Below are 20,390 nucleotides of genomic sequence, written 5' to 3'. Positions count from 1 at the left end.
GGCGCCCTCCCGCCATTTCTGTGCCGCTGGGCCGGCTCCCGGGTCAGCCGCGGGCGGTGTGGTGCGTCCGCAGCGCGGCCGTGTCGAGGTCGCGCCAGGCGCCGGGCACCGTGTGGACCGCGATCCCGCTCGTCGGCAGGCCCTCATCGGGCAGCGCGTCCGGGGCCAGCAGGTCCGACAGCATCGACAGGGTCGGGTTGTGGCCGATCACGAGCAGCGTCGACACGTCCGGCGCGCCGTCGCGGATCAGGTCGAGCGTGTCGTGCGCGGGGCCCAGGTACAGGCGGTGCTCGAACATCACCGGAAGGGCGGCGAGCTGCAGGCCCTCCAGGGTCTCGCGGGTGCGCACGGCCGTCGAGCAGAGCACCAGATCGGGCAGGAGGCCCTGCTCGCGCAGCCATTCGCCGGCCGCGGCGGCGTCCCGGCGGCCGCGCGGGCTCAGCGGGCGCTCGAGGTCGGTCGGGTACGGATCCGGGTCCACCGACTTTGCGTGCCGGAGCAGGATCAGCGTGCGCTCGGTCATGCCGTCAAGAGTGCCCGATCCGGCCCGCCGGAGCGGGCCGATTGACCGGTGCCGTCCGTGGGTAAACCAGACGTAGAGACGTTCACCAAACCAACGCCTGGAGGCCATCGATGGGTATCGGCGGCAGCATTCTTCTGATCGTCGTCGGCGCGATCCTGACGTTCGGCCTGGACGACACTGACCTCGGTCCGTTCAACCTCGACACCATCGGCTGGATCCTGCAGCTGGCGGGCCTGGTCGGGCTGCTTCTCACGCTGTACTTCTGGAACAGCCGCCGGCGCACCGTGGTGCGGCAGGCCCCGCCGACGGCGGTCGGTGGCACCGCGATCCCGCCGACCTCGGATGAGATCATCGAAGAGCGGCGTCGCCGCACCTACTGAGCCAACGACCCTGGCGCCATCTACTTTGCGTACAACGCGAAGTAGATGGCGATGTGGTGCAGAATCGCCGCAACCAGCGTGCACGCATGGAAGAACTCGTGGTGTCCGAACACCGTCGGCCACGGGTTGGGCCGGCGCAGGGCGTAGAAGACCGCGCCGATCGTGTAGAACGCGCCGCCGACGATCGTCAGCACCAGGGCGGTCACCCCGCCCGAGTGCAGGATGTCCGGCAGGACCACGACCGCGACCCAGCCCAGCGCGATGTAGAGCGGCGCCGACAGCCAGCGCGGCGCGTGCGGCCAGATCATCTTCATGCCGACGCCGAGCAGGGCCCCGCCCCAGACCACGGCGAGGATCACGTCCCCCGTGCGGCCCTCCAGCAGCAGCACGCTGAAGGGTGTGTACGTGCCGGCGATGAACACGAAGATCATCGAGTGGTCCAGGCGGCGCATGAGCTTGTAGCCCTTGGGCGACCAGACCCGGCGGTGGTAGAGCGCGCTCGTGCCGAACAGTGCGCACACGGTCAAGCTGTAGACCAGGCAGCTCACGAACGGCGACCAGCCCGGCCGGGCAGCCGCGAGGGAGCACAGCACGATGCCGCAGACGATCGCGGCGCCGAACGCGTAGGTGTGCAGCCAGCCCCGCATCCTGGGTTTCCCGAGATCGACAGGGCGGAGGCGGGTCTTGGTCTTCACGGTCACGCCCTCCAGGTTACGGTACCGTAGGTTACTGGCAAGTACAGTTCTGGTGTTTGTTGTCTATGGTGACGGTCATGCAGATCCGCGCCGTCGGCGCCTCGGCTCTCATGATCGAGGTCGACGACCCGCTCGCATGGTTCGCCACGCTGGACGCCGCACGGGCCGCCGGGCGGCTCGACGTCACGGACATCGTCCCCGGTGCCCGGACCGTGCTGCTCGACGGGGTGCCCTCGGTCACCGCCCTCACCGCGGCGCTGCGCGCCTGGCCGCCGCCCGCCGCCGCGTCCGCCGCCGGCGACGACCTCGACCTCCCGGTCACCTTCGACGGGCCCGATCTTGCCCAGGTGGCGGCGCATGTCAGCCGCTCCCCGGAGGCCGTCGTCGCGGACCTGACCGGCACGGCGTTCCGGGTGGCGTTCGGCGGATTCGCACCCGGGTTCGCGTATCTCAGCGGCCTGCCCTGGTCCGTGCCGCGGCTGGAAAATCCACGCCCACGGGTGCCCGCCGGGTCGGTCGCGCTCGCCGCCGAATATGCCGGCGTCTACCCGACTGCGTCGCCCGGCGGCTGGCAGCTCGTCGGCCGCACCGACGTCGCCCTGTTCGACATCGACGGGACCCCGCCGGCCCTGCTCACCCCCGGCCGCACCGTCAGGTTCGTGGTGGCATGACCGGCCCGGAGCGCAGCGGAGGGCCGGGCATCATGGGCGCAGTTTCGAGGTCAGGGCGGCGCCGGAGCGCAGCGGAGGTGACGGCATGACCGATTCGCTGCGGGTGGAGATTGCTGGGCCGCTCACGACGCTGCAGGACCTCGGCCGGCCCGGGTACGCGCACCTCGGCGTCCCGCGCTCCGGTGCCCTCGACCAGCCGGCCCTCCTGCTCGGCAACCGGCTCGTCGGCAACCCCCCGACCAGCGCCGCCCTGGAGATCACGTTCGGGCCGTTCGCCGCCACGCTGCCCCGCGCCGGCACCCTGGCGCTGACCGGCGCCGCGGCGACCCTGCGCGTCGGCGGGCGCCCCGCGCCGATCAACGCCCCCGTCGCCTTCCGGCCCGGCGACCGCGTCGAGATCGGGCGGGCCGTCGCGGGGCTGCGCGGTTACCTCACCGTCTCCGGTGGGTTCGCCGCGCCGCCGGTACTGGGCAGCCGCGCGACCGATACGCTCTCGGCGCTCGGACCACCCGTTGTCCGGGCCGGCGACCTGCTCGCGCTGGGCGAACCGACCGGCGACCCGTCCACCGTCGACGTGGCACCCCGCCCCGCGGTCGGCGGGCCGATCACGCTCGGCCTCACCTGGGGGCCCCGCCACGAGTACTTCACGCACCCCGGCGAGCTGCTCGCGGGCTCGTACACCATCAGCAACGACAGCAACAGGGTCGGCGCGCGCCTCGCCGGGCCCGCACTCACCCGCGCCCACCAGCGCGAACTGCCCAGCGAAGGCATCGTCCTCGGCGCCGTGCAGGTGCCCGCGTCCGGTCAGCCGCTGATCTTCCTCGCCGACCACCCCACCACCGGCGGATACCCCGTCGTCGCCGTCGTCGACCCCGCCGACCTGCCGCTGCTCGCGCAGGCGCGCCCGGGCGATACCGTTCGGTTCCGTGGACCTCAACAGTGACCTCGGCGAAGGCTTCGGCATCTGGACCCTCGGCGACGACGAGGCGCTGCTGGAGATCGTCACCAGCGCCAACGTGGCCTGCGGCTTCCACGCCGGCGACCCGAGCACGATGCGCCGGGTCTGCGCCCGCGCCGTCGATCTCGGCGTCCGGATCGGCGCCCAGGTCAGCTACAACGACCTGGCCGGCTTCGGCCGCCGCCGGGTCGACATCGACGCCGCGACCCTGACCGACGAGCTGCGGTACCAGATCGGCGCGCTCTCCGCGTTCGGCCCGATCGCCTACGTCAAGCCGCACGGCGCGCTGTACCACACCACCGCCGCCGACCCGGGCCACGCCTCCGCCGTCGTCGCCGCCGCGCGGTCGCGGGACCTTCCGGTGCTGTGTCAGCCCGGCTCGGTCCTGGCCGAGCTGGCGGCCGAGGCCGGGCTGCGGGTCGTCGCGGAGGGCTTCGTCGACCGCGGGTACCTTCCCGACGGCCGGCTCGTCCCGCGCGGCACCGACGGCGCGGTGCTCACCGATGTCGACGCCGTCACCGAGCGGGCCGTCCGCATGGCCCGTACCGGTGAGGTCGTCGCCGTCGACGGCAGCCTGGTCACGCTGCCGTTCGAGTCGCTGTGCGTGCACGGCGACACCCCGGGCGCGGTGGCGATGGCGTCGGCGGTCCGTGCGGCACTGGTGGCCGCGGGGATCCAGCCGATGCCGTTCGCCTGACGTCCCGTCGCGCTTTCGCTTGTGGTGCGGGGGCTCAGGTCGCCTGGTCGAGGCCGCGCAGCACCAGCGGCAGCCGGGTGGCGCCGTCGCCGGCCACCCGGATCGGCACGCCCCAGTCCTGCCGCGTGAGGTGGCAGGCGGGGAACTCCGCGTCGATGTCGCACGTCGCCGCCTGCGCCACCACCTGCAGTACGCCCTCGGTGACGTCGGGGGACAGGACCAGCCGGCGGCGCAGGCTCTGCGTCACCCCCGCCCCCTCCAGCAGCAGCTCCGGCGGCGAGGCCGACACCTCCAGGCGGGTCGACGGGCCGAACGACTCGTCCAGCTTCTGCCCCGGCGCCGGCTCGAAGATCAGGTCCAGCTCCACCTCGCCCGGCGCCAGCATCGTGGACGGCCGCTCGGTGCGGTGCCGCACCCCGGCGACGTCGACGCCCGCCGCGGCCAGCGTGCCGGGCGCCAGCCGGACGAGCCGGTGCGCGCCGGACTCCACGACGACGATGTCGCCCGTCGCCGTCAGTACCAGATCACTCGGCTCTTTGAGCCCGTCGACCACGGTCGTCACCGCACCGTCGGCGATCTTGCGAACGGCGCCGTTGTACGTGTCGGCGACGAGCACACTGCCGTCGGCCAGCGCGAGCAGGCCGAGCGGGTGCTGCAGCAGCGCCTGGTCGGCCGGGCCGTCCACGTGACCGAAATCGAACAGGCCCTGCCCGGCCGCGGTCGACATCCGGCCGTCCTCGATCCAGCGGACCGCGCTCGACTCGCTGTCGGCGATCCACAGCCTCGCACCGTCAGGCGTGGTCGACAGCCCCGACGGCTGCGCCATCCAGACCTCGTGCAGCAGCCCGTCGCGCAGCGCCTCAACGGTCGTGCCCGCGTACACGCCCGCGGTGCGCTGCACCGGGTTGAACCACCACAGCTGGTGAATGCCGGCCATCGCGATCACCACGCGGTCGTCGTACCAGGCGACATCCCACGGCGAAGAGAGGTCGACGGCGAGGGAGTCGTGCGCGTCGAAGTCCACGGTGCCGCGCCACTGCCGTCCGCTGCCCGCGACCGTGGTCACCTCGCCCGTGGACAGATTGAGGCCGCGCAGCAGGTGGTTGACGGTGTCGGCGATGACGACGTCGTACCCGGCGACCCCGGCCACGTGCGGGGGCAGCAGGCACAGTCCGCCCGGCTCGGAGAACTCGGGATCCGTGCCGTCCTTGCGCCCGCGCTGCCCGGTGCCGATGCGGCGGATCAGCGTCTCGTTGTCGGCGTCGAGCTCGACCAGCGACTGGTGCGTCGAGTCCGCGACCAGGAAATGCCCGTCGGCCAGGGCGAGCGCCTTGCCCGGGAAGCGCAGCACCGTCGCGTCGCCGGACTTCGGCGCGCTGTGCGGGGCGTCCCCGCGCCGCAGCGTTCCGCGCGCCTCGTGGACCCGGACCAGCTCCTCGACCAGCCGCGCCAGCCCTTCGGCGTGACCCTCGCCGGCCATCGTGGCCACGACGTAACCCTCGGGGTCGATGACGGTCAGCGTCGGCCAGGCCTTCGCCGCGTACTGCTGCCACATGTCCATCTCGGGGTCGTCCAGCACGGGGTGGTCGACCCCGTACCGCTCGACCGCCGCCGCGAGCGCCGCCGCGTCCTTCTCGTGCTCGAACTTCGGCGAGTGCACGCCGATGGTCACCAGCACGTCGGCGAAGCGCTCCTCCAGCGGCCGCAGCTCGTCCAGGACATGCAGGCAGTTGATGCAGCAGAAGGTCCAGAAGTCGAGCAGGACGATTTTGCCGCGCAAGTCGGACAGGGTGAGTCCGTCGGTGTTCAACCATCCGCGCCCCCGCAGTTCGGGAGCGCGGACGCGGGCCTTGAGCAGTGGCGACTGCGCCGGGTCGGTCATGACCCTAAGTCTGCCCGAGCGCCCTGATCCGCTCCCGGACCAGGGCGGCTACGTCACTTCTGGGCGGCGGGGCGCAGGCAGAGCACCTCGTCCTTCTGGCCCTTGTGCTGCAGCACCACGTACGGCTGGCTGGCGTCTGAGCAGCTCTCCGGCTTCTCGACCTTCTGCACGATGGTGAACGCGTCCTTGTCGGAGCAGCTGGCCTTCTTCGCCGAGTCGCCGTCCTGCTTGACGCACGAGTTGACCGCGAAGCTGGTGCTGCCGGCGTTGTTGAGCGCCACCACGATGCCGGTGCCCGCGACCGCGAGCAGGAACACGACCACCACGACCACGAGGCCGATGACCAGGCTGCGCTTGCTCTTCTGGGCCGCGGCCGGCGTCGGTACGCCCGGATCCCCGCCCGTCGGCGACGTCTGCGGCGGGGCATCGCCCGGCATGGTGACCAGGTCGCTGTAGTGCGGACCGGTGGGCTGCGAGCCGGCGCCGCTGGGGACGGAGGCCTGGTACACGCCGGTGGCCGGCGGAGGTGCGGCCTGGTAGATGCCGGTCGCCGGTGGGGCGGAGGTCGGGCCGGTGGCGGGCGGGACGGAGACCTGGGCCCGGGCCGCGTACGACCCCGCCTGCGGGATCTTGCCGAGGCTCGGCGCCGCCGGCACCGGTCCTCCGGGCTGGGCGCCTTCGCCGTAGGCGTTGGCCGGCGGCGCGGACGCCGGGGCCGTGCCGTATGTGCTGGCCGGTGGCGCGGACGCCGGTGCGGTGCCGTAGGTGTTGGCGGGCGGCGCGGAGGCCGGGGCCGTGCCGTACGTCGCTGGGGGAGCGGAGGCCGGGGCCGTGCCGTACGTCGCTGGGGGAGCGGAGGCTGGCGCGGTGCCGTAGGTGTTGGCGGGCGGCGCGGAGGCGGAGGCGCCGTAGGTGGCGGGCGGCGCGCTCCACACGGGAGGGGCGCTCGACACCGGCGGGGCGCTCGACACGGGCGGGGCGCTCGACACGGGTGGGGCTGAGGTGGGGACCTGGGCGGTGCCGTACGAGGCCGGCTGGACAGGCGACAGCGGCGCGCCGGACACGGGCGGGTGCACGGCACCCGGGACCTGGGCGCTGCCGGAGACCTGCGCGGTGCCGTAGGTGCGGGCGCTGCCGGAGACTGGGGCGGCGGACACGGGTGCGTTGCCGTACTGCGCGCCGGGCACCTGCGCCGAACCGGACGTGGGGCCGCCGGACACGTGACCCGGGGCCGGCACACCCGACACGGGCACCTGCGCACTGCCGGCGGCCGCGGCAGGCGGGGGCACCTGGTGCATGGCCGAGGAGGCCGGCGGCACCGGGTGGGTGGCCGGGGCGGGCACGGGATAGGTGGCCGGGCCGGGCACCGGGTGCGTTGCCGGGCCGGGCACCGGGTGTGTCGCCGGGCCGGGGACGGCCTGCGGCGCGGCAGGGGCGGGCGGCGGGCCGGAGGCGTCGGCGACCTGGGACGCGGGTGTGAAGCCGGGGAAACTCCCGGGCGGCCCGGACGGCGTGACCGGCGGCGGGACGCGGGCCGGCAGCGGCGGAGGCGGCGCGGCGGCAAGGGGCGCGGCCGAGGGCGCGGCAGGAGGCGCGGCAGGGGAACTGACGGCGGGTGGTGCGGCCGGCGACGTGGCGGCGGCCGGGGGCACGGCGGCGGGAGGCGTCGCGGCGGGCGGCACCGAAGCCTGCGCGCCGGAAGCGAATGGCCCGGCGGGCGGCGCCGAAGCCTGTGCGGCGCTGGGAGTGAACGGTCCGGCCGGCGGCGCGAACGGTCCGGCCGGCGGCGCGAACGGTCCGGCCGGCGGGAACGGCCCGGGCCGGGCCGGCGGCTCGTCCTGACCCGCCGACGCCCCGCCCCCACCGGAACCCTGTCCAGCACCGGAGACCGGCGCACCCCCGGAAACCGGAGAACCACCGGAGACCGGAGCGCCGCCGGAGACCGGCGCACCCCCGGAAACCGGAGAACCACCGGAGACCGGTGAGCCGTACGTGCCCGGTGTCGGAGGCGTGGCCGGCGCGATCGGCTGGGCAGGAGGCCTGGTCGGCATGGGGACCGACGCGGTGGCTCGCACGGTGCCGGCCGGTGCCGTGCCGGGCGGGGGTGAGTTCGGCGCGCTCGCCGCACTCTCGTCCGCTTCGGACGGGTGGGGCTGGTCGGACGTCATCGTGCCTCCTGTGGTCAGACCCTTGCGACCGTAGTCGACCCGAACCGTACATGGCAGAGAGGAGGCTCAGGTTCGTCGGCAAGCGCCCCCAGAATAGGTGAACAACGAGCAGCCGCCCCGGTCCGGGGAGGGTCGGACCAGGGCGGCTGAGAGTGTGGCTGACGGCGCCGAGCGCAGGACTAACTTCGGCTGAGCATGGCGTGGAGTTCGTCGCGCAGGGCGGTCGACGGGTTCTTGGCGATGGCGCGCTCGATGGCGTCACGGCGGCGGGCGGCGTTGCGGCGGGCGCGGTAACGCTCCATGAAGGTGCTCACGGCTGGCTCCTCGGCAGAGTGTGTAAGGACGAAGCTTGCTTCCCATCCATTACACGCCCAGCAGAAGATCCTTAGCCAGCGAATAGCAAGTGATGCGGCGCACCCGCCGACGATTCGTAGGGTCGCTGCCTCGATAAACGCCCTGTTCGTCGGCGATATGACAGTGGCCCGGCACTCCCGCGCCGGGCCACCTGCCGTGAATTGGACTGCTAGCTCCAGGCGAGCAGCGAGCCTTCCGGGTCCTCCAGGAAGGCGCCGACGTCGCGCAGGAACTTCGAGCCCAGCTCGCCGTCGATGATCCGGTGGTCGAACGACAGGCCGAGCGTCGTCACCTGCCGGATCTTGATCTTGCCCTTGTGCACCCAGGGGGTGTCGCGGATGGCACCGAACACCAGGATCGCCGACTCGCCCGGGGGCAGGATCGGCGTGCCGGTGTCGACGCCGAACACGCCGACGCTGGTGATCGTGAACGTGCCGCCGCTCATCGCCGCCGGAGACGTCTTGCCCTCCCGGGCGGTGGCCACCAGGGCGTTGAGGGCGTCGGCGAGCTCCCGCGTGGTGAGCGCGTCGGCGTCCTTGACGTTGGGCACGATCAGGCCGCGCTCGGTCGCCGCGGCGATGCCGAGGTTGACGTAGTGCTTGACCACGATCTCGGCGGCGCCCGCGGACGTGGCCTGCCACGAGGAGTTGACCATCGGGTGGCGCTTGAGCGCGACCAGCGCGGCCTTGGCGACCATGAGCAGCGGGGAGACCCGCACGTCGCGCCAGTCGCGCTTGGTCTTGAGCCGTTCGAGGGCCTTCATCGAGCGGGTGACGTCGACCGTGAGGAACTCGGTGACGTGCGGCGCGGTGAACGCGCTGGCCACCATGTTCTCGGCGGTCAGCTTCCGCACACCCTTGACCGGGATCCGCTCCTCCCGGCCGACCCGCGGCGCGGCCGCCGGCCCTGTCATGGTCGCTGTCACGGGCGCCGGCGCGGTGGGAGCGGCCGACACGGACAGCACGTCGTCCCGCGTGATCGAGCCGTTGGGGCCGGTGCCGGCGATGCCGGCGAGGTCGACGCCGAGATCCCTGGCGAGCTTGCGGACCGGGGGCTTGGCCAGCACGCTGCCCTGCACGGGTCGCGGCGGGGCGGCGGGTGCCACCTCGACGGCGGCCACTTCGACGGGAGCCGGCGCGACGGGCGTTGCGGGAGGCTGCGTCGGTACCGTGGCCGCGGTTGCTCTTGGCCGCCGCTTCGCGGCGGTCGTCTTCGGGCCGTAGCCGACGAGCACGGCGGTGCGGCCACCCGGCGCGGGGCCGCCGATCATGCCCGGCTCGACCGGCGCGTCACCGGCGATCTCGACCGCGGCCAGCGACGCCGCGGACGGCGTGGGCGCGGCCGTGGCGCCGGACGGGTCGGTGTTGATCGCGATGATCGGGACGCCGACCTCGACCGTGGTGCCCTCGGGGTGGAAGATCTTGTCGACCTTGCCGGCCCACTTCGCGGGGATCTCGACCGCGGCCTTGGCGGTCTCGACCTCGACGATCGGCTGGTTGAGCTCGATGGTGTCGCCCACCTGTACCAGCCACTTGAGGATCTCGCCCTCGGTGAGGCCTTCGCCCAGGTCGGGAAGGTTGAACTCCTTGACCGTCACGGCGCGCCCCCCTAGAACCCGAACGAGCGGTCGACGGCGTCGAGCACCCGGTCGAGGTCGGGCAGGTATTCCTCCTCGACGCGGGCGGCCGGGTACGGCGTGTCGAACCCGGTGACGCGCAGGACCGGCGCCTCGAGGGAGTAGAAGCACTCCTCGGTGATCCGGGCGGCGATCTCCGAGCCCAGGCCCAGGTTGCCGGGCGCCTCGTGGACGACGATCGCGCGGCCGGTGCGCCGCACCGACTCGTACACCGGCGCCATGTCGAGCGGGGAGAGCGTCCGCAGGTCGATGACCTCCAGCTCGCGCCCGTCCTCGGCGGCGGCGGTCGCCGCGTCCAGCGCGGTGCGGACCATCGGGCCGTAGGCGAGCAGCGTGCCGTCGGCGCCGGGCCGCACGACCCGCGACACGTGCAGCGGCGCGCTCGCGGTGTCGACGTTGACCTGGCCCTTCTCCCAGTATCGGCGCTTGGGCTCCATGAAGATGATCGGGTCGTCGGACTCGATCGACTGCTGGATCATCCAGTACGCGTCGTCGGGGTTGGAGCAGGAGACGACCTTGAGGCCCGCGGTGTGCGCGAAGTAGGCCTCGGGGGACTCCGAGTGGTGCTCGACCGCGCCGATGCCGCCGCCGAAGGGGATCCGGATGACGATGGGCAGGCTGACCTTGCCCTGGGAGCGGTAGTGCATCTTCGCGACCTGCGACACGATCTGGTCGTACGCGGGGTAGACGAACCCGTCGAACTGGATCTCGCACACCGGCCGGTAGCCGCGGATCGCGAGGCCGACGGCGGTGCCGATGATGCCGGACTCGGCCAGCGGCGTGTCGATGACGCGCTCGTCGCCGAAGTCCTTCTGCAGGCCGTCGGTGATGCGGAAGACGCCGCCGAGCTTGCCGACGTCCTCGCCCATGATGAGGACCTTCGGGTCACGCTCCATCGCCCGGCGCAGGCCGGTGTTGAGCGCCTTACCGATCGTCAGGGTCTCGGCCATCAGTGCCCACTCCCCTCGAACGACGACAGGTACTTGTCGAACTGCTCCCGCTGCTGGTCGAGCTCCGGCGAGCCGTGCGGATAGACGTGGTCGAACAGGCCGCGCGGGTCCGGGTCCGGCATGTCGAGCACGCGCTCGCGCAGGTCGGCGGCGGCGACCCGGGCCTCCTCGTCGATCGCGGCGAAGAAGTCGTCGCCGGCGATGCGCTGCTTCTCCAGGAACGCCCGCAGCCGCTTGATCGGGTCCTTCGCCTGCCAGGCCTCGACCTCGCTGGCGATGCGGTAGCGGGTCGGGTCGTCCGACGTGGTGTGGGCGCCCATCCGGTACGTGTACGCCTCGATCAGCGACGGGCCCTGCCCGTGCCGGGCGTCATCCAGCGCCTTGCGGGTGACCGCGTAGCAGGCGAGCACGTCGTTGCCGTCCACCCGCAGGCCGGGGAAGCCGAAGCCGCTGGCACGGTGGTACAGCGGGACGCGCGTCTGCCGCTCGAGCGGTTCGGAGATCGCGTACTGGTTGTTCTGGCAGAAGAACACCAGCGGCGCGTTGAACACCGAGGCCCAGATGAACGCCTCGTTGACGTCGCCCTGGCTGGTGGCGCCGTCGCCGAAGTACGCGATGACGGCCTCGCCGTCGTCGGAGCCGACCTTGCCGTCCTTGCTGACGCCCATCGCGTATCCGGTCGCGTGGAGGGTCTGCGCGCCGATGACGATCGTGTACATGCCGAACTTGAACTCGTCCGGATCCCAGGCGCCCTGGTCGACCCCGCGGAACAGCGACAGCGGGGCGATCGGGTCGACGCCGCGGCAATAGAGCACGCCGTGCTCGCGGTAGGTGGGGAACGCCATGTCCTGCGCGCGCAGCGCCCGGCCCGAGCCGACCTGCGCCGCCTCCTGGCCCAGCAGGCTCGCCCAGATGCCCAGCTCACCCTGGCGCTGCAGGGCGGTCGCCTCGGCGTCGAGCTTCCGGACCACGACGAGGTCGTGGTAGAGCGAGCGGTATTCCTCGTCGGTGAAGTCGACCGTGTAGTCGGGGTGTTCGACCCGGTCTCCCTCGGGGGTGAGCAGCTGCACGAACGCGGGTTCAGGCGCGGCCCGTGTTCCTGACGTCCGGGCCTTTGCTTCGCCCTTCGCCATCCGTTTCTCCCTGTCGTCTCTCACGTCGGCAGCGGGGGTAACCCTGCCGCGCAGCGGGGGTGGCTGCTACGCGGTGGCCCTGTTGAGGCCGGCCGCGTCGCGGTGGGTGTGAGTGGATCACGCCCGGGAGCCGGCTCAGAGGCTCAGTCGCAGGGTATGCGGACGCTACAGCCCCGTTGCCGGTGTGTGTCCAGCATCGCAGAAGGCGTGTGGATCGACACCATGGAGTTGGGGTTCCCCCTAGCACCGAGGTCGAAAAATCCCTCCAGAACGGGCAGATCCTCGTCCGGTGCGGGGCAGTTAGTCCTATGAGCTTCGTACTGCATTCCCCCGCACACTGGAGCGCTCGTTGGAATCCGATGTCCGTACCCACCGCATACTGTCGCCGAACCGGCGGCCGCTGCTGATTTCCGCGCTGCTGGTGGCCCTCACCTCGGTGCCGACCCTGATCGTGGTCGCCGCCGGCAGTGCCTCGCTGGACACGGCGCCGCCGGTCCGCACGCCGATCGTCGCGGAGCCCCCGCCCGGTCCGCTGGTGCTCACGCCGACGCCCAGCAGCGGGCTGCGCGGCACCGGCGGGCCGTCGCTGGCGGCCGAGCCGACCGCGCCGCTGCCGCCCGTCACCGCGGCCAAGTCGCATGCCACCGTCCGTCCGCCGGGTGGATCGGGTGGTGGCGTCGCCATCGGTACCGCCGGGAAAACGCCGACCAAGGCGGCTGCTCCCGAGGCCGAGGCGCCTCCGGCCACGGCGCCGGTGACCACGACCCCGCCGCCGGCCGCCAAGCCGCCGAAGCCGTCGCCCGTGGTCGAACCCATCCAGAACAGGGCGTGGCCGGGCTGGGACGACAGGCTCAAGGGAAAGCCGGAGGCGGTGCGGCGCCACGGCGGTCATCGATCCCGAACGGGGTCGGCCGATCAGTCAGACCTAACGGACTGCTCGTCGTCGATCTGACGGGCCTTTGGTCATGCGCTTGATCGGTGTTTCGATGCGGTGTGTACGGGCGTGATTGCGGTGCGGTGTGTGCGCGGGTCAGCGGCCGGCGCGCGTGTTGGAGTTGCGGGTCACCATTGCCCACGCGGTGGAGAACGGCTTGCAGGGCCAGTGCGCGCAGCCGGCCGCGCAGCGTGTGACCTGCTGGATCCGCACCGGCTGGTGACGTGCCACGAGGCGGCGGGCATCGGTCACGGCGTGGTCGTAGATGACGGCCATCAGAACCCCTGCGCCGCGGGCGCGGTCCACAGGATGCGCGCAGGGTACAGCAGCTGGGCGGTCGCGAGCGCGGCCTCCGCGGACTGGAAGACGGCGATCTCGGATTTCCCATTGCCCAGGCGCCACGTGAGCACGGCCTGATCCGGCAGCTCGTGGCCCCACGCGACGACCTGAGGATGATCATCGTCGAAGGGATCAGCGACAATGCCGAAGAGCCGCGGCGCCCCTTCGAGCAGCATCACGTCGTCTTCGATCACGACGGATCTCCCTCCGGCAGAGGAACCATCTGACCGCCTCAGAATGCATGTGCAGGTTTCCGGGGGCAATACGTCGCGTCGAAGTTGAGTAGAGCAACCCGATCGCTCACTGACGCACGTGCTTGCGCGACACCCCGGTAACGGACACACTCGTCTTGAGTAATGGAGGTGAGCGGTGTCCCACGCGCACAGCCCCACGTTTCCGCGCTTCCAGTTGGGCAAACAGCTTCGGCGACTGAGGGAGCAGGCAAGGCTCACGACGGAGGACGTCGGCCTGCAACTCGATTGTTCGCCCAGCACCATCAGCCGTATGGAAGGCGGGAAGGTCGGGATCCGCCGGAGCACCCTCGAGCAGTTGCTCAAGATTTACGACGTTGATGATCGCGATCTCACGGAGACATTGATCGCGCTCGCGAAGGAAGGCAAGACGCGTGGCTGGTTCGCCCGCTTCGGCGACCTGCCCAGCCACTACTCCCGGTACATCGGCCTCGAGTCCAACGCGATCGAGATGCGGGACTACGAGGCGCTGGTGGTGCCCGGCCTGCTGCAGACGGAGGAGTACACGCGGGCGCTGCTCGCCGCAGCCTCCCCGTCGGGTGAGTCGGAAGACGCCGTCCAGGCGCACGTCAACGCCCGCCGTGAGCGCCAGGAGCTGCTCACGAAGGCCGATCCATTGCAGTTCATCGCGGTCCTCGACGAGAGCGTCATCCGGCGCCTCATCGGCGGGCCCGACGTCATGCGGTCGCAGCTCAAGCACCTGGCCGACATGGGCCGGGCGAGGAACGTGACGGTCCAGATCCTTCCGTTCAGCGGAGGGGCCTATGCCGGCATGGCTGGATCTTTCGCGATCCTCAAGTTCCAAGGTGCACCAAGCGTCGTGTATGCCGAAGCCATGGCCGGCGACATCTACCAGGAAGCCGGAGACGTCCAGCGGTATCACGACGTGTTCGAAAGTCTGCGAGCCGCCGCCCTCAGCCCATTCGAATCGATCAAGCTGATCGAGTCCGCGATCGCTGGGACGGCCTGACAAACGAAGGAGTGCGCAGATGGCTGCGCTGAACGAGCGGTGGCACAAGCCCACCCGAAGCGGTAACAACGGACAGTGCGTCGAAGCGCGGTTCGTCGACGGCGTCGTCGAAGTCCGCAACTCCAACGCCCCCGACGCCGGATCGGTGCGGTTCACCCGCGCCGAATGGGAGACCTTCATCGCGGCCGTCGACACGGACGGCGAATTCCGCCTGCCGTAACCAAATCTGAGCGAACAGCGAAGGGACCGTCCCGACCAGGCGGTCCCTTCGCCGTTTAGCTGCGAGCCATTTCTGATGCTATCGCTGACTGCGCGGATCGGTAACTGTCTGGTCGCGATCCGCATGATGCAGCAAAAGGCGCTAAACGGTCAGGGGGCGGACGCCTCGGGTGCAATACCGCGATGTGGGTGTCGCGCGGCGTCGCACCGGAGTAAGCATGGGTACATGGTGACTGTTCGCGCAGATAGCGGCGTGGGCGGCGGCGTCGCGACGCTGCAGCCGACGATCCGTGCATACCGACCGACAGACCATCGGGAGTGCCGCCAACTGTGGGCGGAGCTGACCGAGGAGCATCAGCACCTGTACCCCGCCACGCCACCCGTGAACGGTGATCCGGGTGCCGCGTTCGAGGAGTACCTCACCCGGCTCGACCTGTCCGGCATGTGGGTCGCCGAGATCCTGGGCGTCGGCGTGGTCGGCATGGTCGGGCTCATCCTCGACGGCCGCGGTGGCCAGGTCGAGCCGCTGGTCGTGGCGTCGGCCCGGCGCGGTGAGGGGATCGGGCGGGCGCTGCTGGAGCACGTCGCCGAGCAGGCCAGGCGGCGCGGGCTCGGCCAGCTGAGCATCTCACCGGCGGCGCGCAACCTCGACGCGATCCGGTGCCTGCACGCGGCCGGCTACGACGCGCTGGCCAGGGTGACACTCTCCATCGACCTGCACCCGGGCCGGCAGGACTGGCGGGACAGCATCGATCTGCACGAGCAGCGTTTCCGGTACTGAGCCGGCGCTGTCAAGTGCTGTGTTCAGGCTGTGGACCGAAACGGACGTTGTCCACAGCCGAAAACCGCTAGTTCCCCGCGCGGGGCGGCGACCGCCAGGCTCGGGGACATGACGACCGCGACCTCCACCATCGCCCAGCCCAGACTGCGCCTGCGCACACCCGACGACATCCTGGCCGGCACTCCCTATCTGTTCGGGTTCCATCCGTCAGACAGCCTGGTCGCCCTCGGCGTGCGCGGCCGCCAGCTGCGCTTCCACATGCGCGACGACCTGCCGGACCCCGGTGAGGACCTCGACCTCCTCGCCGAGAGCTATGCCGCCATGTTCCAGCGCCAGCCCGTCGACCACGCCGTGCTGATCGGCTATGGCCCGCCCGGGCGCGTCGAGCCGATCCTGCACGCCACCAGCGCCGCGATGCGCCGCCGCGGCGTCGCCGTGCGCGAGATGCTGTGGGCGCACGACGGGCGGTATCGGTCCCTCATCTGCGACTCGGCCGCCTGCTGCCCGGCCGAAGGCATGCCCTATGACGTCACCGCCTCCGCGGTCGCGGCGACCGCCACGCTCATCGGGATGGTCGCGCTGCCCGACCGCGCCGCACTCGTCCACACCCTCGCCGCGCCGACCGGCGCCGCCCTCGACGCGGCCGAGCGCGCCGCCCGGCACGCCCAGGCCCGTCTCGCCGGCTCCGACGGCGCACCGGCGGACGGCGTCGCCGCCCTCGACGCGGCGCTGCGCCGCACCCGCGCCGGGGACCGGCTGTCCGACGAGGAGGTCGCCTGGGTCGCGTTCCTCGTCCACAGCCTGCCGCTGCGCGACGAGGCTTGGATGCGCATCGACCGCGACGGCGAGCCCGGCCTCGAGCTGCACGAGCGCCTGTGGAGCGACGTGGTGCGCCGGTGCGTTCCGGCGTTCGCCGCACCCGCCGCGATGCTGGTCGCGTATGCGGCATGGCGCTCCGGCAACGGGGTGCGTGCCCGCATCGCGCTGGACCGGGCCCTGGACGCCGACCCGGCCTATCGCGCGGCCAAGCTCATGGGCGAGGTCCTGGACCGAGGGCTGTCGCCGGAGTCGCTGCCGCCGCTCGTGCGGCCGGTCCGGCGTCCTGCCCCAGCCCGGCGACGCGTTGCCCGCCGGCGTAAACGTTGAAGGTCTGCCCGCGCAGGAAGCCGACGAGGGTCAGCCCGGCCTCCGCCGCGAGGTCCACGGCGAGCGTGCTCGGCGCCGACACCGCCGCCAGCACCGGGATGCCGGCCATCCAGGCCTTCTGGCACAGCTCGAAGCTCGCCCGGCCGCTCACCATCAGCACGTGCCCGGCGAGCGGGAGCCGGCCCTGCCGCACCGCCCACCCGACGACCTTGTCGACGGCGTTGTGCCGGCCCACGTCTTCCCGCAGGCAGACCAGCCGCCCGTCGGCGGTGAAGAGCCCCGCCGCGTGCAATCCGCCCGTCGTGTTGAAGGCCCGCTGCCCCTCCCGCAGCGCTTCAGGCAGCGCCGCCAGCACGGCCGGCGCGATCCGCACGTCGTCGGCGGCCAGGTCGAAGCGCGACCGGGTGCGCACCGCGTCGATGCTCGCTTTCCCGCAGACCCCGCACGAGGAGGTGGTGTAGAAGTTCCTGGCCGGATCGACCTGCGGCGTCGGCACCCCGGCCGTCAGCGTCACGTCCACGACGTTGTACGTGTTCGCTTCCTGATCTCCGGCGCACAGCTGCGCCGTGCGGACGTCGCCGGCCGCCGTGATGATGCCTTCGGTCAGCAGGAACCCGATCGCCAGGTCCAGGTCATCCCCGGGCGTCCGCATGGTCACCGCCAGCGGCGGCCGCGGCGTGCCCACCACCCCGACCCTGATCTCCAGCGGCTCCTCGGCCACCAGCGTGTCCGGCCCTACTTTGACCACGACCCCGTCCGCGTTTGCGCTGGCCGCGTGCCCTGCGTCGGGGCTGGCCGTGATGCTGGCCGCGTCGGCACTCGGCGCTGCGGTGCTTGGCGCTGCGGTGCTTGGCGCGGGGGCGATGGTGCTGGCCGCGGGGGCGGTGGTGGTGGGGGCCGCGGGTGTGCTTGGCGCGGGGGTGATGGTGCTGGCCGCGGGGGCGGTGGTGGTGGTGGTCGCGGGGTTGGCGGCGGCGGTGGGCCGGACGACGGTGACCCGGGTGATCGTGCGCCGTTGCGTGACGCGTCCCATGGCCGGGCCTCCAGGTGCGAGCGTTGTTTTCCGGTGGTTGCCTGCTCGACGGTACGTTCTGCTCATGCGGGCAGCTACCGGACGGCCAGGACTGACGGCGGTGATCCTCGCCGGCGGCGGCGCCACCCGCCTCGGCGGCCGTGACAAGCCGGCTCTTCCCGTCGCGGGCGTGTCCATGCTGGACCGCGTGCTCGCCGCGCTGGCCGGCGCCGACCTCCGGATCGTCGTCGGCCCGCCGCGGCCCGGACTGCCCGCCGATGTGGTCACCGTCCGTGAAGACCCACCAGGCGCAGGCCCGGCCGCCGCGACCGCTGCCGCGCTCGCCGTCATCCCGCCTGCGGCCGACGCCTTGAACCCTCCTGGCGCCGACGCTTCGACCGTGTCCGCAGCCGGCGCCTTGCCTCCGCCTGCCACCGAAGCTTCGACCGCGTCAGCCACCCATGGAGCCCTCCCGCCGTCGGGCGGCGCTCCACTCGGCTCCGTCGGCGGCACCTCGATCCCGTCTGCTGTCGAGGGTTCGTCTGTGTCTGCCGGTCGGGGACTCGTTCCGTCCGTCGGTGGTGGCCCGGGTCCGGCTGCGTTGATCGGGGTGTTCGCGGCTGATCTGCCTCATCTCACGGCCGAGGCGGTCGGGGTGCTGGTCGCGGCGGTTGGTGACGGGGTTGACGGGGTTGACGGGGCTGTGTTCGTCGACGGGCGGGGGAAGCGGCAGCTGCTCTGTGGGGTGTGGCGGGCGGGGGCGCTGCGGGGTGGGGTCGAGCGGCTCGGAGATCCCGTGGGGAAGCCGATGCGGGCGGTGTTCGAGGGGTTGGTCGTTGCTGAAGTCGGGTGGGAGCGTGGCGGGGTCGTTCCGTATTTTGACTGCGACACCGACGAGGACCTCCGGCGTGCCGAGCAGCAGCAAGCGAGACGGACCGGTGCCGGTGCGCCGGAGAAGCGGAGTGGTGATGAGCGGAAGCGATGAGCTGACGGGCTGGATCGCGCAGGCATGTGAGGAACTCGGGCTGGCGCCGTTGACGACGGCGGAGCAGGCCGCGATCCTCGACCTCGCACGGGACGTGGCGCACAACGTTGCCCGGCCCGGGGCGCCGTTGACCGCGTTCCTGCTGGGGGTGGCAGTGGGGCGGGGCGCGGACCTGGAGGCGACCCGGGCGCGGCTGGTCGCGTTGGTGAACGAGCGCTGACGCAGGGACCGGCCGAACCCTGACGCGCCGCTGGCCCGGAGCCCAGCCGAACCCGGAGCCCAGCCGAACCCGGAGCCCAGCCGAACCCGGAGCCGCGGCTGGCCCGGCAGCCCTGCCGACACCGAACGCCCAGGCAGTCTGGAGCCCGGCCGAACCTGACCGCCGCTGGCCCGGAGCCCAGCCGAACCCGGAACCGTGGCTGGCCCGGGGAACCCTGCCGACACCGGCCGCCCCGGCGGCCCGGAAACCAACCGAGACCGGACGCCCGGTGGCGCGGAGACCAACGCGGACGTGAGTGCCGGACTGCCCCAGGGGTCCGAAGGGCGCGTCGTCTGGATAGGGTGAGGCCCGGGGGGATTGGAGGCGGTCATGGCGGATGATCAGGACTACGAGGCAGCGCTGTTCGACGACGAGGATCCCATCGGCGGGGACCTCAAGGAGAAGGTTGCCGAGGCCTGGCGCGACTTCGCGCGCCACCTGGTCGATGCGCTGCGGCAGCTCGACCCGGGCACGACGCTCGACCTGACGCTCGACCCCACCGCGTCCGGCACCGGGGACGCTATTTATTCAGTACAGGTGACCGGGGAGGACGGCGACATGCTCGCCGCGACCGCGGTCGGCAACGCTGACCTGCCCGCGGAGTACCGGCTGGGGCGCACGGTCATCGCGCAGGTCGTGGCGCTCGGGTGGTCGCCGCCGGGGGTGGTGCCCGGCTCGGGCGAGGCGTTCGGCGTGCGGGTGCCGAAGAGCGACGCGGTGCAGCTCAGCCGGCTGATCATGCGGACACTGCGGGACATTTACGGCACGCCGCATCCGGCGTTCCTGACGTACCTCGCGCACGATGCGCAGGGGCTGGTGGCGGCGTTGCCGGCACTCGGGGTGGCACGGTCGCTCGCGTCGATCGTGGACACCGACGGGGAAGGGCCGGTCGCCGTGGTGCGGGCCAAGCCCGGTCCGGTCGGCGACGATCAGGACGACCTGCCGCTGCACGACAAGGTGATCACGGTCGTGGCGCGGCTGATGAAGACGACGCCTGAGGAGCTGACGATCGACCCGGACGGTGACATCGGCATCCGGTCCGGGTCGGCGATGGTGTTCGTGCGGGTGCGGGACAACCCGCCGCTGGTGGACGTGTTCTCGCCGATCCTGACCGAGATCGAGCCGACCGAGCGGCTGTACGTGAAGCTGTCCGAGCTCACGAACCGGATGCCGATCGGCCGCCTGTACTGCACCAACGACACGGTGTGGGCGTCGGTGCCGGTGTTCGGCCGGGACTTCCAGGCGACGCACCTCATGCTCGCCGTGCAGGTGATGACCGGCCTCGCGGACGAGCTCGACGACCGCCTGCAGGGTGAGTTCGGCGGCAAGCGCTTCTTCGGTGAGAACGACGCTCCCAAGCAGGTCGCCGGCGAGCGCACCGGCATGTATCTCTGAGCAGCGCCGGGCGGGTCACCGCGTTGATCGAAGCCGCGTCCGGGTCATCCAG

The 20,390-nt window shown here is 72.1% G+C and carries 23 protein-coding genes; 12 read left to right on the top strand and 11 right to left on the bottom strand.

Annotation, left to right across the window (positions count from 1 at the left end):
* Positions 1-43 precede the first annotated feature (43 nt).
* Positions 44-523 carry a histidine phosphatase family protein gene (locus AB0H83_RS27465; RefSeq protein WP_360099326.1) on the bottom strand — a complete coding sequence of 160 codons (480 nt, stop codon included), beginning with the start codon at positions 521-523 and terminating at the stop codon, positions 44-46.
* Between the two features lie 110 nt (positions 524-633).
* On the opposite strand from AB0H83_RS27465, the gene AB0H83_RS27460 reads away from it, so the two are divergent.
* Positions 634-903 (top strand): DUF6458 family protein, encoded by a 270-nt coding sequence (locus AB0H83_RS27460; RefSeq protein ID WP_360099324.1) that lies wholly within the window; start codon positions 634-636, stop codon positions 901-903.
* Positions 904-923: 20 nt separating this feature from the next.
* On the opposite strand, the gene AB0H83_RS27455 is transcribed toward AB0H83_RS27460, so the two are convergent.
* The gene (locus AB0H83_RS27455) at positions 924-1,550 is read right to left on the bottom strand and encodes a hemolysin III family protein (protein WP_360099471.1); all 627 of its coding nucleotides are present in this window, start codon (positions 1,548-1,550) and stop codon (positions 924-926) included.
* Between the two features lie 125 nt (positions 1,551-1,675).
* Between AB0H83_RS27455 and AB0H83_RS27450 the strand changes: the two genes are divergently transcribed.
* From AB0H83_RS27450 to AB0H83_RS27440, 3 genes are all read left to right on the top strand, one after another.
* Complete coding sequence (locus AB0H83_RS27450; RefSeq protein ID WP_360099322.1) at positions 1,676-2,269, top strand: carboxyltransferase domain-containing protein; 594 nt, start codon at positions 1,676-1,678, stop codon at positions 2,267-2,269.
* 85 nt (positions 2,270-2,354) lie between these two features.
* Complete coding sequence (locus AB0H83_RS27445; protein ID WP_360099320.1) at positions 2,355-3,212, top strand: biotin-dependent carboxyltransferase family protein; 858 nt, start codon at positions 2,355-2,357, stop codon at positions 3,210-3,212.
* Positions 3,196-3,924, top strand: a complete 729-nt coding sequence (locus AB0H83_RS27440; protein WP_360099318.1) for a 5-oxoprolinase subunit PxpA — start codon at positions 3,196-3,198, stop codon at positions 3,922-3,924. Before AB0H83_RS27445 ends, AB0H83_RS27440 begins: the two co-directional genes overlap by 17 nt.
* 34 nt (positions 3,925-3,958) lie before the next feature.
* On the opposite strand, the gene AB0H83_RS27435 is transcribed toward AB0H83_RS27440, so the two are convergent.
* The 6 genes from AB0H83_RS27435 to pdhA form a co-directional block, all read right to left on the bottom strand.
* Entirely contained in the window at positions 3,959-5,806 is a 1,848-nt protein-coding gene (locus AB0H83_RS27435) for an NHL domain-containing thioredoxin family protein (RefSeq protein WP_360099316.1), read from the bottom strand.
* Positions 5,807-5,859: 53 nt separating this feature from the next.
* Positions 5,860-7,488, bottom strand: coding sequence for a hypothetical protein (locus AB0H83_RS27430; RefSeq protein ID WP_360099314.1), 1,629 nt, complete (start codon positions 7,486-7,488; stop codon positions 5,860-5,862).
* A gap of 665 nt (positions 7,489-8,153) precedes the next feature.
* A complete protein-coding gene (locus AB0H83_RS27425; protein WP_260709950.1) occupies positions 8,154-8,288 on the bottom strand; it encodes a hypothetical protein in 135 nt (44 codons plus the stop codon).
* Positions 8,289-8,497: 209 nt separating this feature from the next.
* Positions 8,498-9,925 (bottom strand): dihydrolipoamide acetyltransferase family protein, encoded by a 1,428-nt coding sequence (locus AB0H83_RS27420; RefSeq protein WP_360099312.1) that lies wholly within the window; start codon positions 9,923-9,925, stop codon positions 8,498-8,500.
* 11 nt (positions 9,926-9,936) lie between these two features.
* Positions 9,937-10,917, bottom strand: coding sequence for an alpha-ketoacid dehydrogenase subunit beta (locus tag AB0H83_RS27415; protein ID WP_360099469.1), 981 nt, complete (start codon positions 10,915-10,917; stop codon positions 9,937-9,939).
* Positions 10,914-12,047, bottom strand: coding sequence for a pyruvate dehydrogenase (acetyl-transferring) E1 component subunit alpha (pdhA, locus tag AB0H83_RS27410; RefSeq protein WP_360099310.1), 1,134 nt, complete (start codon positions 12,045-12,047; stop codon positions 10,914-10,916). Before pdhA ends, AB0H83_RS27415 begins: the two co-directional genes overlap by 4 nt.
* 451 nt (positions 12,048-12,498) lie before the next feature.
* Here pdhA and AB0H83_RS27405 point away from each other — a divergent pair, with 451 nt between their 5' ends.
* Entirely contained in the window at positions 12,499-12,999 is a 501-nt protein-coding gene (locus AB0H83_RS27405) for a hypothetical protein (protein WP_360099308.1), read from the top strand.
* A 78-nt stretch (positions 13,000-13,077) separates the two neighbouring features.
* On the opposite strand, the gene AB0H83_RS27400 is transcribed toward AB0H83_RS27405, so the two are convergent.
* Entirely contained in the window at positions 13,078-13,257 is a 180-nt protein-coding gene (locus AB0H83_RS27400; protein ID WP_360099306.1) for a hypothetical protein, read from the bottom strand.
* Positions 13,257-13,514 (bottom strand): hypothetical protein, encoded by a 258-nt coding sequence (locus AB0H83_RS27395; RefSeq protein WP_360099304.1) that lies wholly within the window; start codon positions 13,512-13,514, stop codon positions 13,257-13,259. Before AB0H83_RS27395 ends, AB0H83_RS27400 begins: the two co-directional genes overlap by 1 nt.
* 175 nt (positions 13,515-13,689) lie before the next feature.
* Between AB0H83_RS27395 and AB0H83_RS27390 the strand changes: the two genes are divergently transcribed.
* From AB0H83_RS27390 to AB0H83_RS27375, 4 genes are all read left to right on the top strand, one after another.
* Positions 13,690-14,541 (top strand): helix-turn-helix transcriptional regulator, encoded by an 852-nt coding sequence (locus tag AB0H83_RS27390; protein WP_360099302.1) that lies wholly within the window; start codon positions 13,690-13,692, stop codon positions 14,539-14,541.
* Positions 14,542-14,560: 19 nt separating this feature from the next.
* On the top strand, positions 14,561-14,761 hold the full coding sequence (locus AB0H83_RS27385) for a DUF397 domain-containing protein (RefSeq protein ID WP_033359839.1): 201 nt from the start codon (positions 14,561-14,563) through the stop codon (positions 14,759-14,761).
* A gap of 225 nt (positions 14,762-14,986) precedes the next feature.
* Positions 14,987-15,541 (top strand): GNAT family N-acetyltransferase, encoded by a 555-nt coding sequence (locus AB0H83_RS27380; RefSeq protein ID WP_360099300.1) that lies wholly within the window; start codon positions 14,987-14,989, stop codon positions 15,539-15,541.
* A gap of 108 nt (positions 15,542-15,649) precedes the next feature.
* The gene (locus AB0H83_RS27375) at positions 15,650-16,687 is read left to right on the top strand and encodes a DUF4192 domain-containing protein (protein WP_360099298.1); all 1,038 of its coding nucleotides are present in this window, start codon (positions 15,650-15,652) and stop codon (positions 16,685-16,687) included.
* On the opposite strand, the gene fdhD is transcribed toward AB0H83_RS27375, so the two are convergent.
* Positions 16,572-17,435, bottom strand: a complete 864-nt coding sequence (fdhD, locus tag AB0H83_RS27370; RefSeq protein ID WP_360099296.1) for a formate dehydrogenase accessory sulfurtransferase FdhD — start codon at positions 17,433-17,435, stop codon at positions 16,572-16,574. The two genes, AB0H83_RS27375 and fdhD, sit on opposite strands and share 116 nt — an antisense overlap.
* On the opposite strand from fdhD, the gene AB0H83_RS27365 reads away from it, so the two are divergent.
* The 3 genes from AB0H83_RS27365 (at position 17,428) to AB0H83_RS27355 (ending at position 20,338) form a co-directional block, all read left to right on the top strand.
* Positions 17,428-18,684, top strand: coding sequence for an NTP transferase domain-containing protein (locus AB0H83_RS27365; RefSeq protein WP_360099294.1), 1,257 nt, complete (start codon positions 17,428-17,430; stop codon positions 18,682-18,684). The two genes, fdhD and AB0H83_RS27365, sit on opposite strands and share 8 nt — an antisense overlap.
* Positions 18,668-18,904: a DUF6457 domain-containing protein gene (locus AB0H83_RS27360; protein WP_360099292.1), complete on the top strand. Its 237-nt coding sequence runs from the start codon at positions 18,668-18,670 to the stop codon at positions 18,902-18,904. Before AB0H83_RS27365 ends, AB0H83_RS27360 begins: the two co-directional genes overlap by 17 nt.
* Before the next feature lie 369 nt (positions 18,905-19,273).
* Positions 19,274-20,338, top strand: a complete 1,065-nt coding sequence (locus AB0H83_RS27355; RefSeq protein WP_360099290.1) for a hypothetical protein — start codon at positions 19,274-19,276, stop codon at positions 20,336-20,338.
* Positions 20,339-20,390: the final 52 nt, after the last annotated feature.

It is taken from the genome of Dactylosporangium sp. NPDC050688 (assembly GCF_040654515.1).
GTDB lineage: Bacteria > Actinomycetota > Actinomycetes > Mycobacteriales > Micromonosporaceae > Dactylosporangium.
The sequence above is the reverse complement of the archived record's forward strand: the minus strand, read 5'-3'. Positions and strand labels throughout refer to the sequence as shown.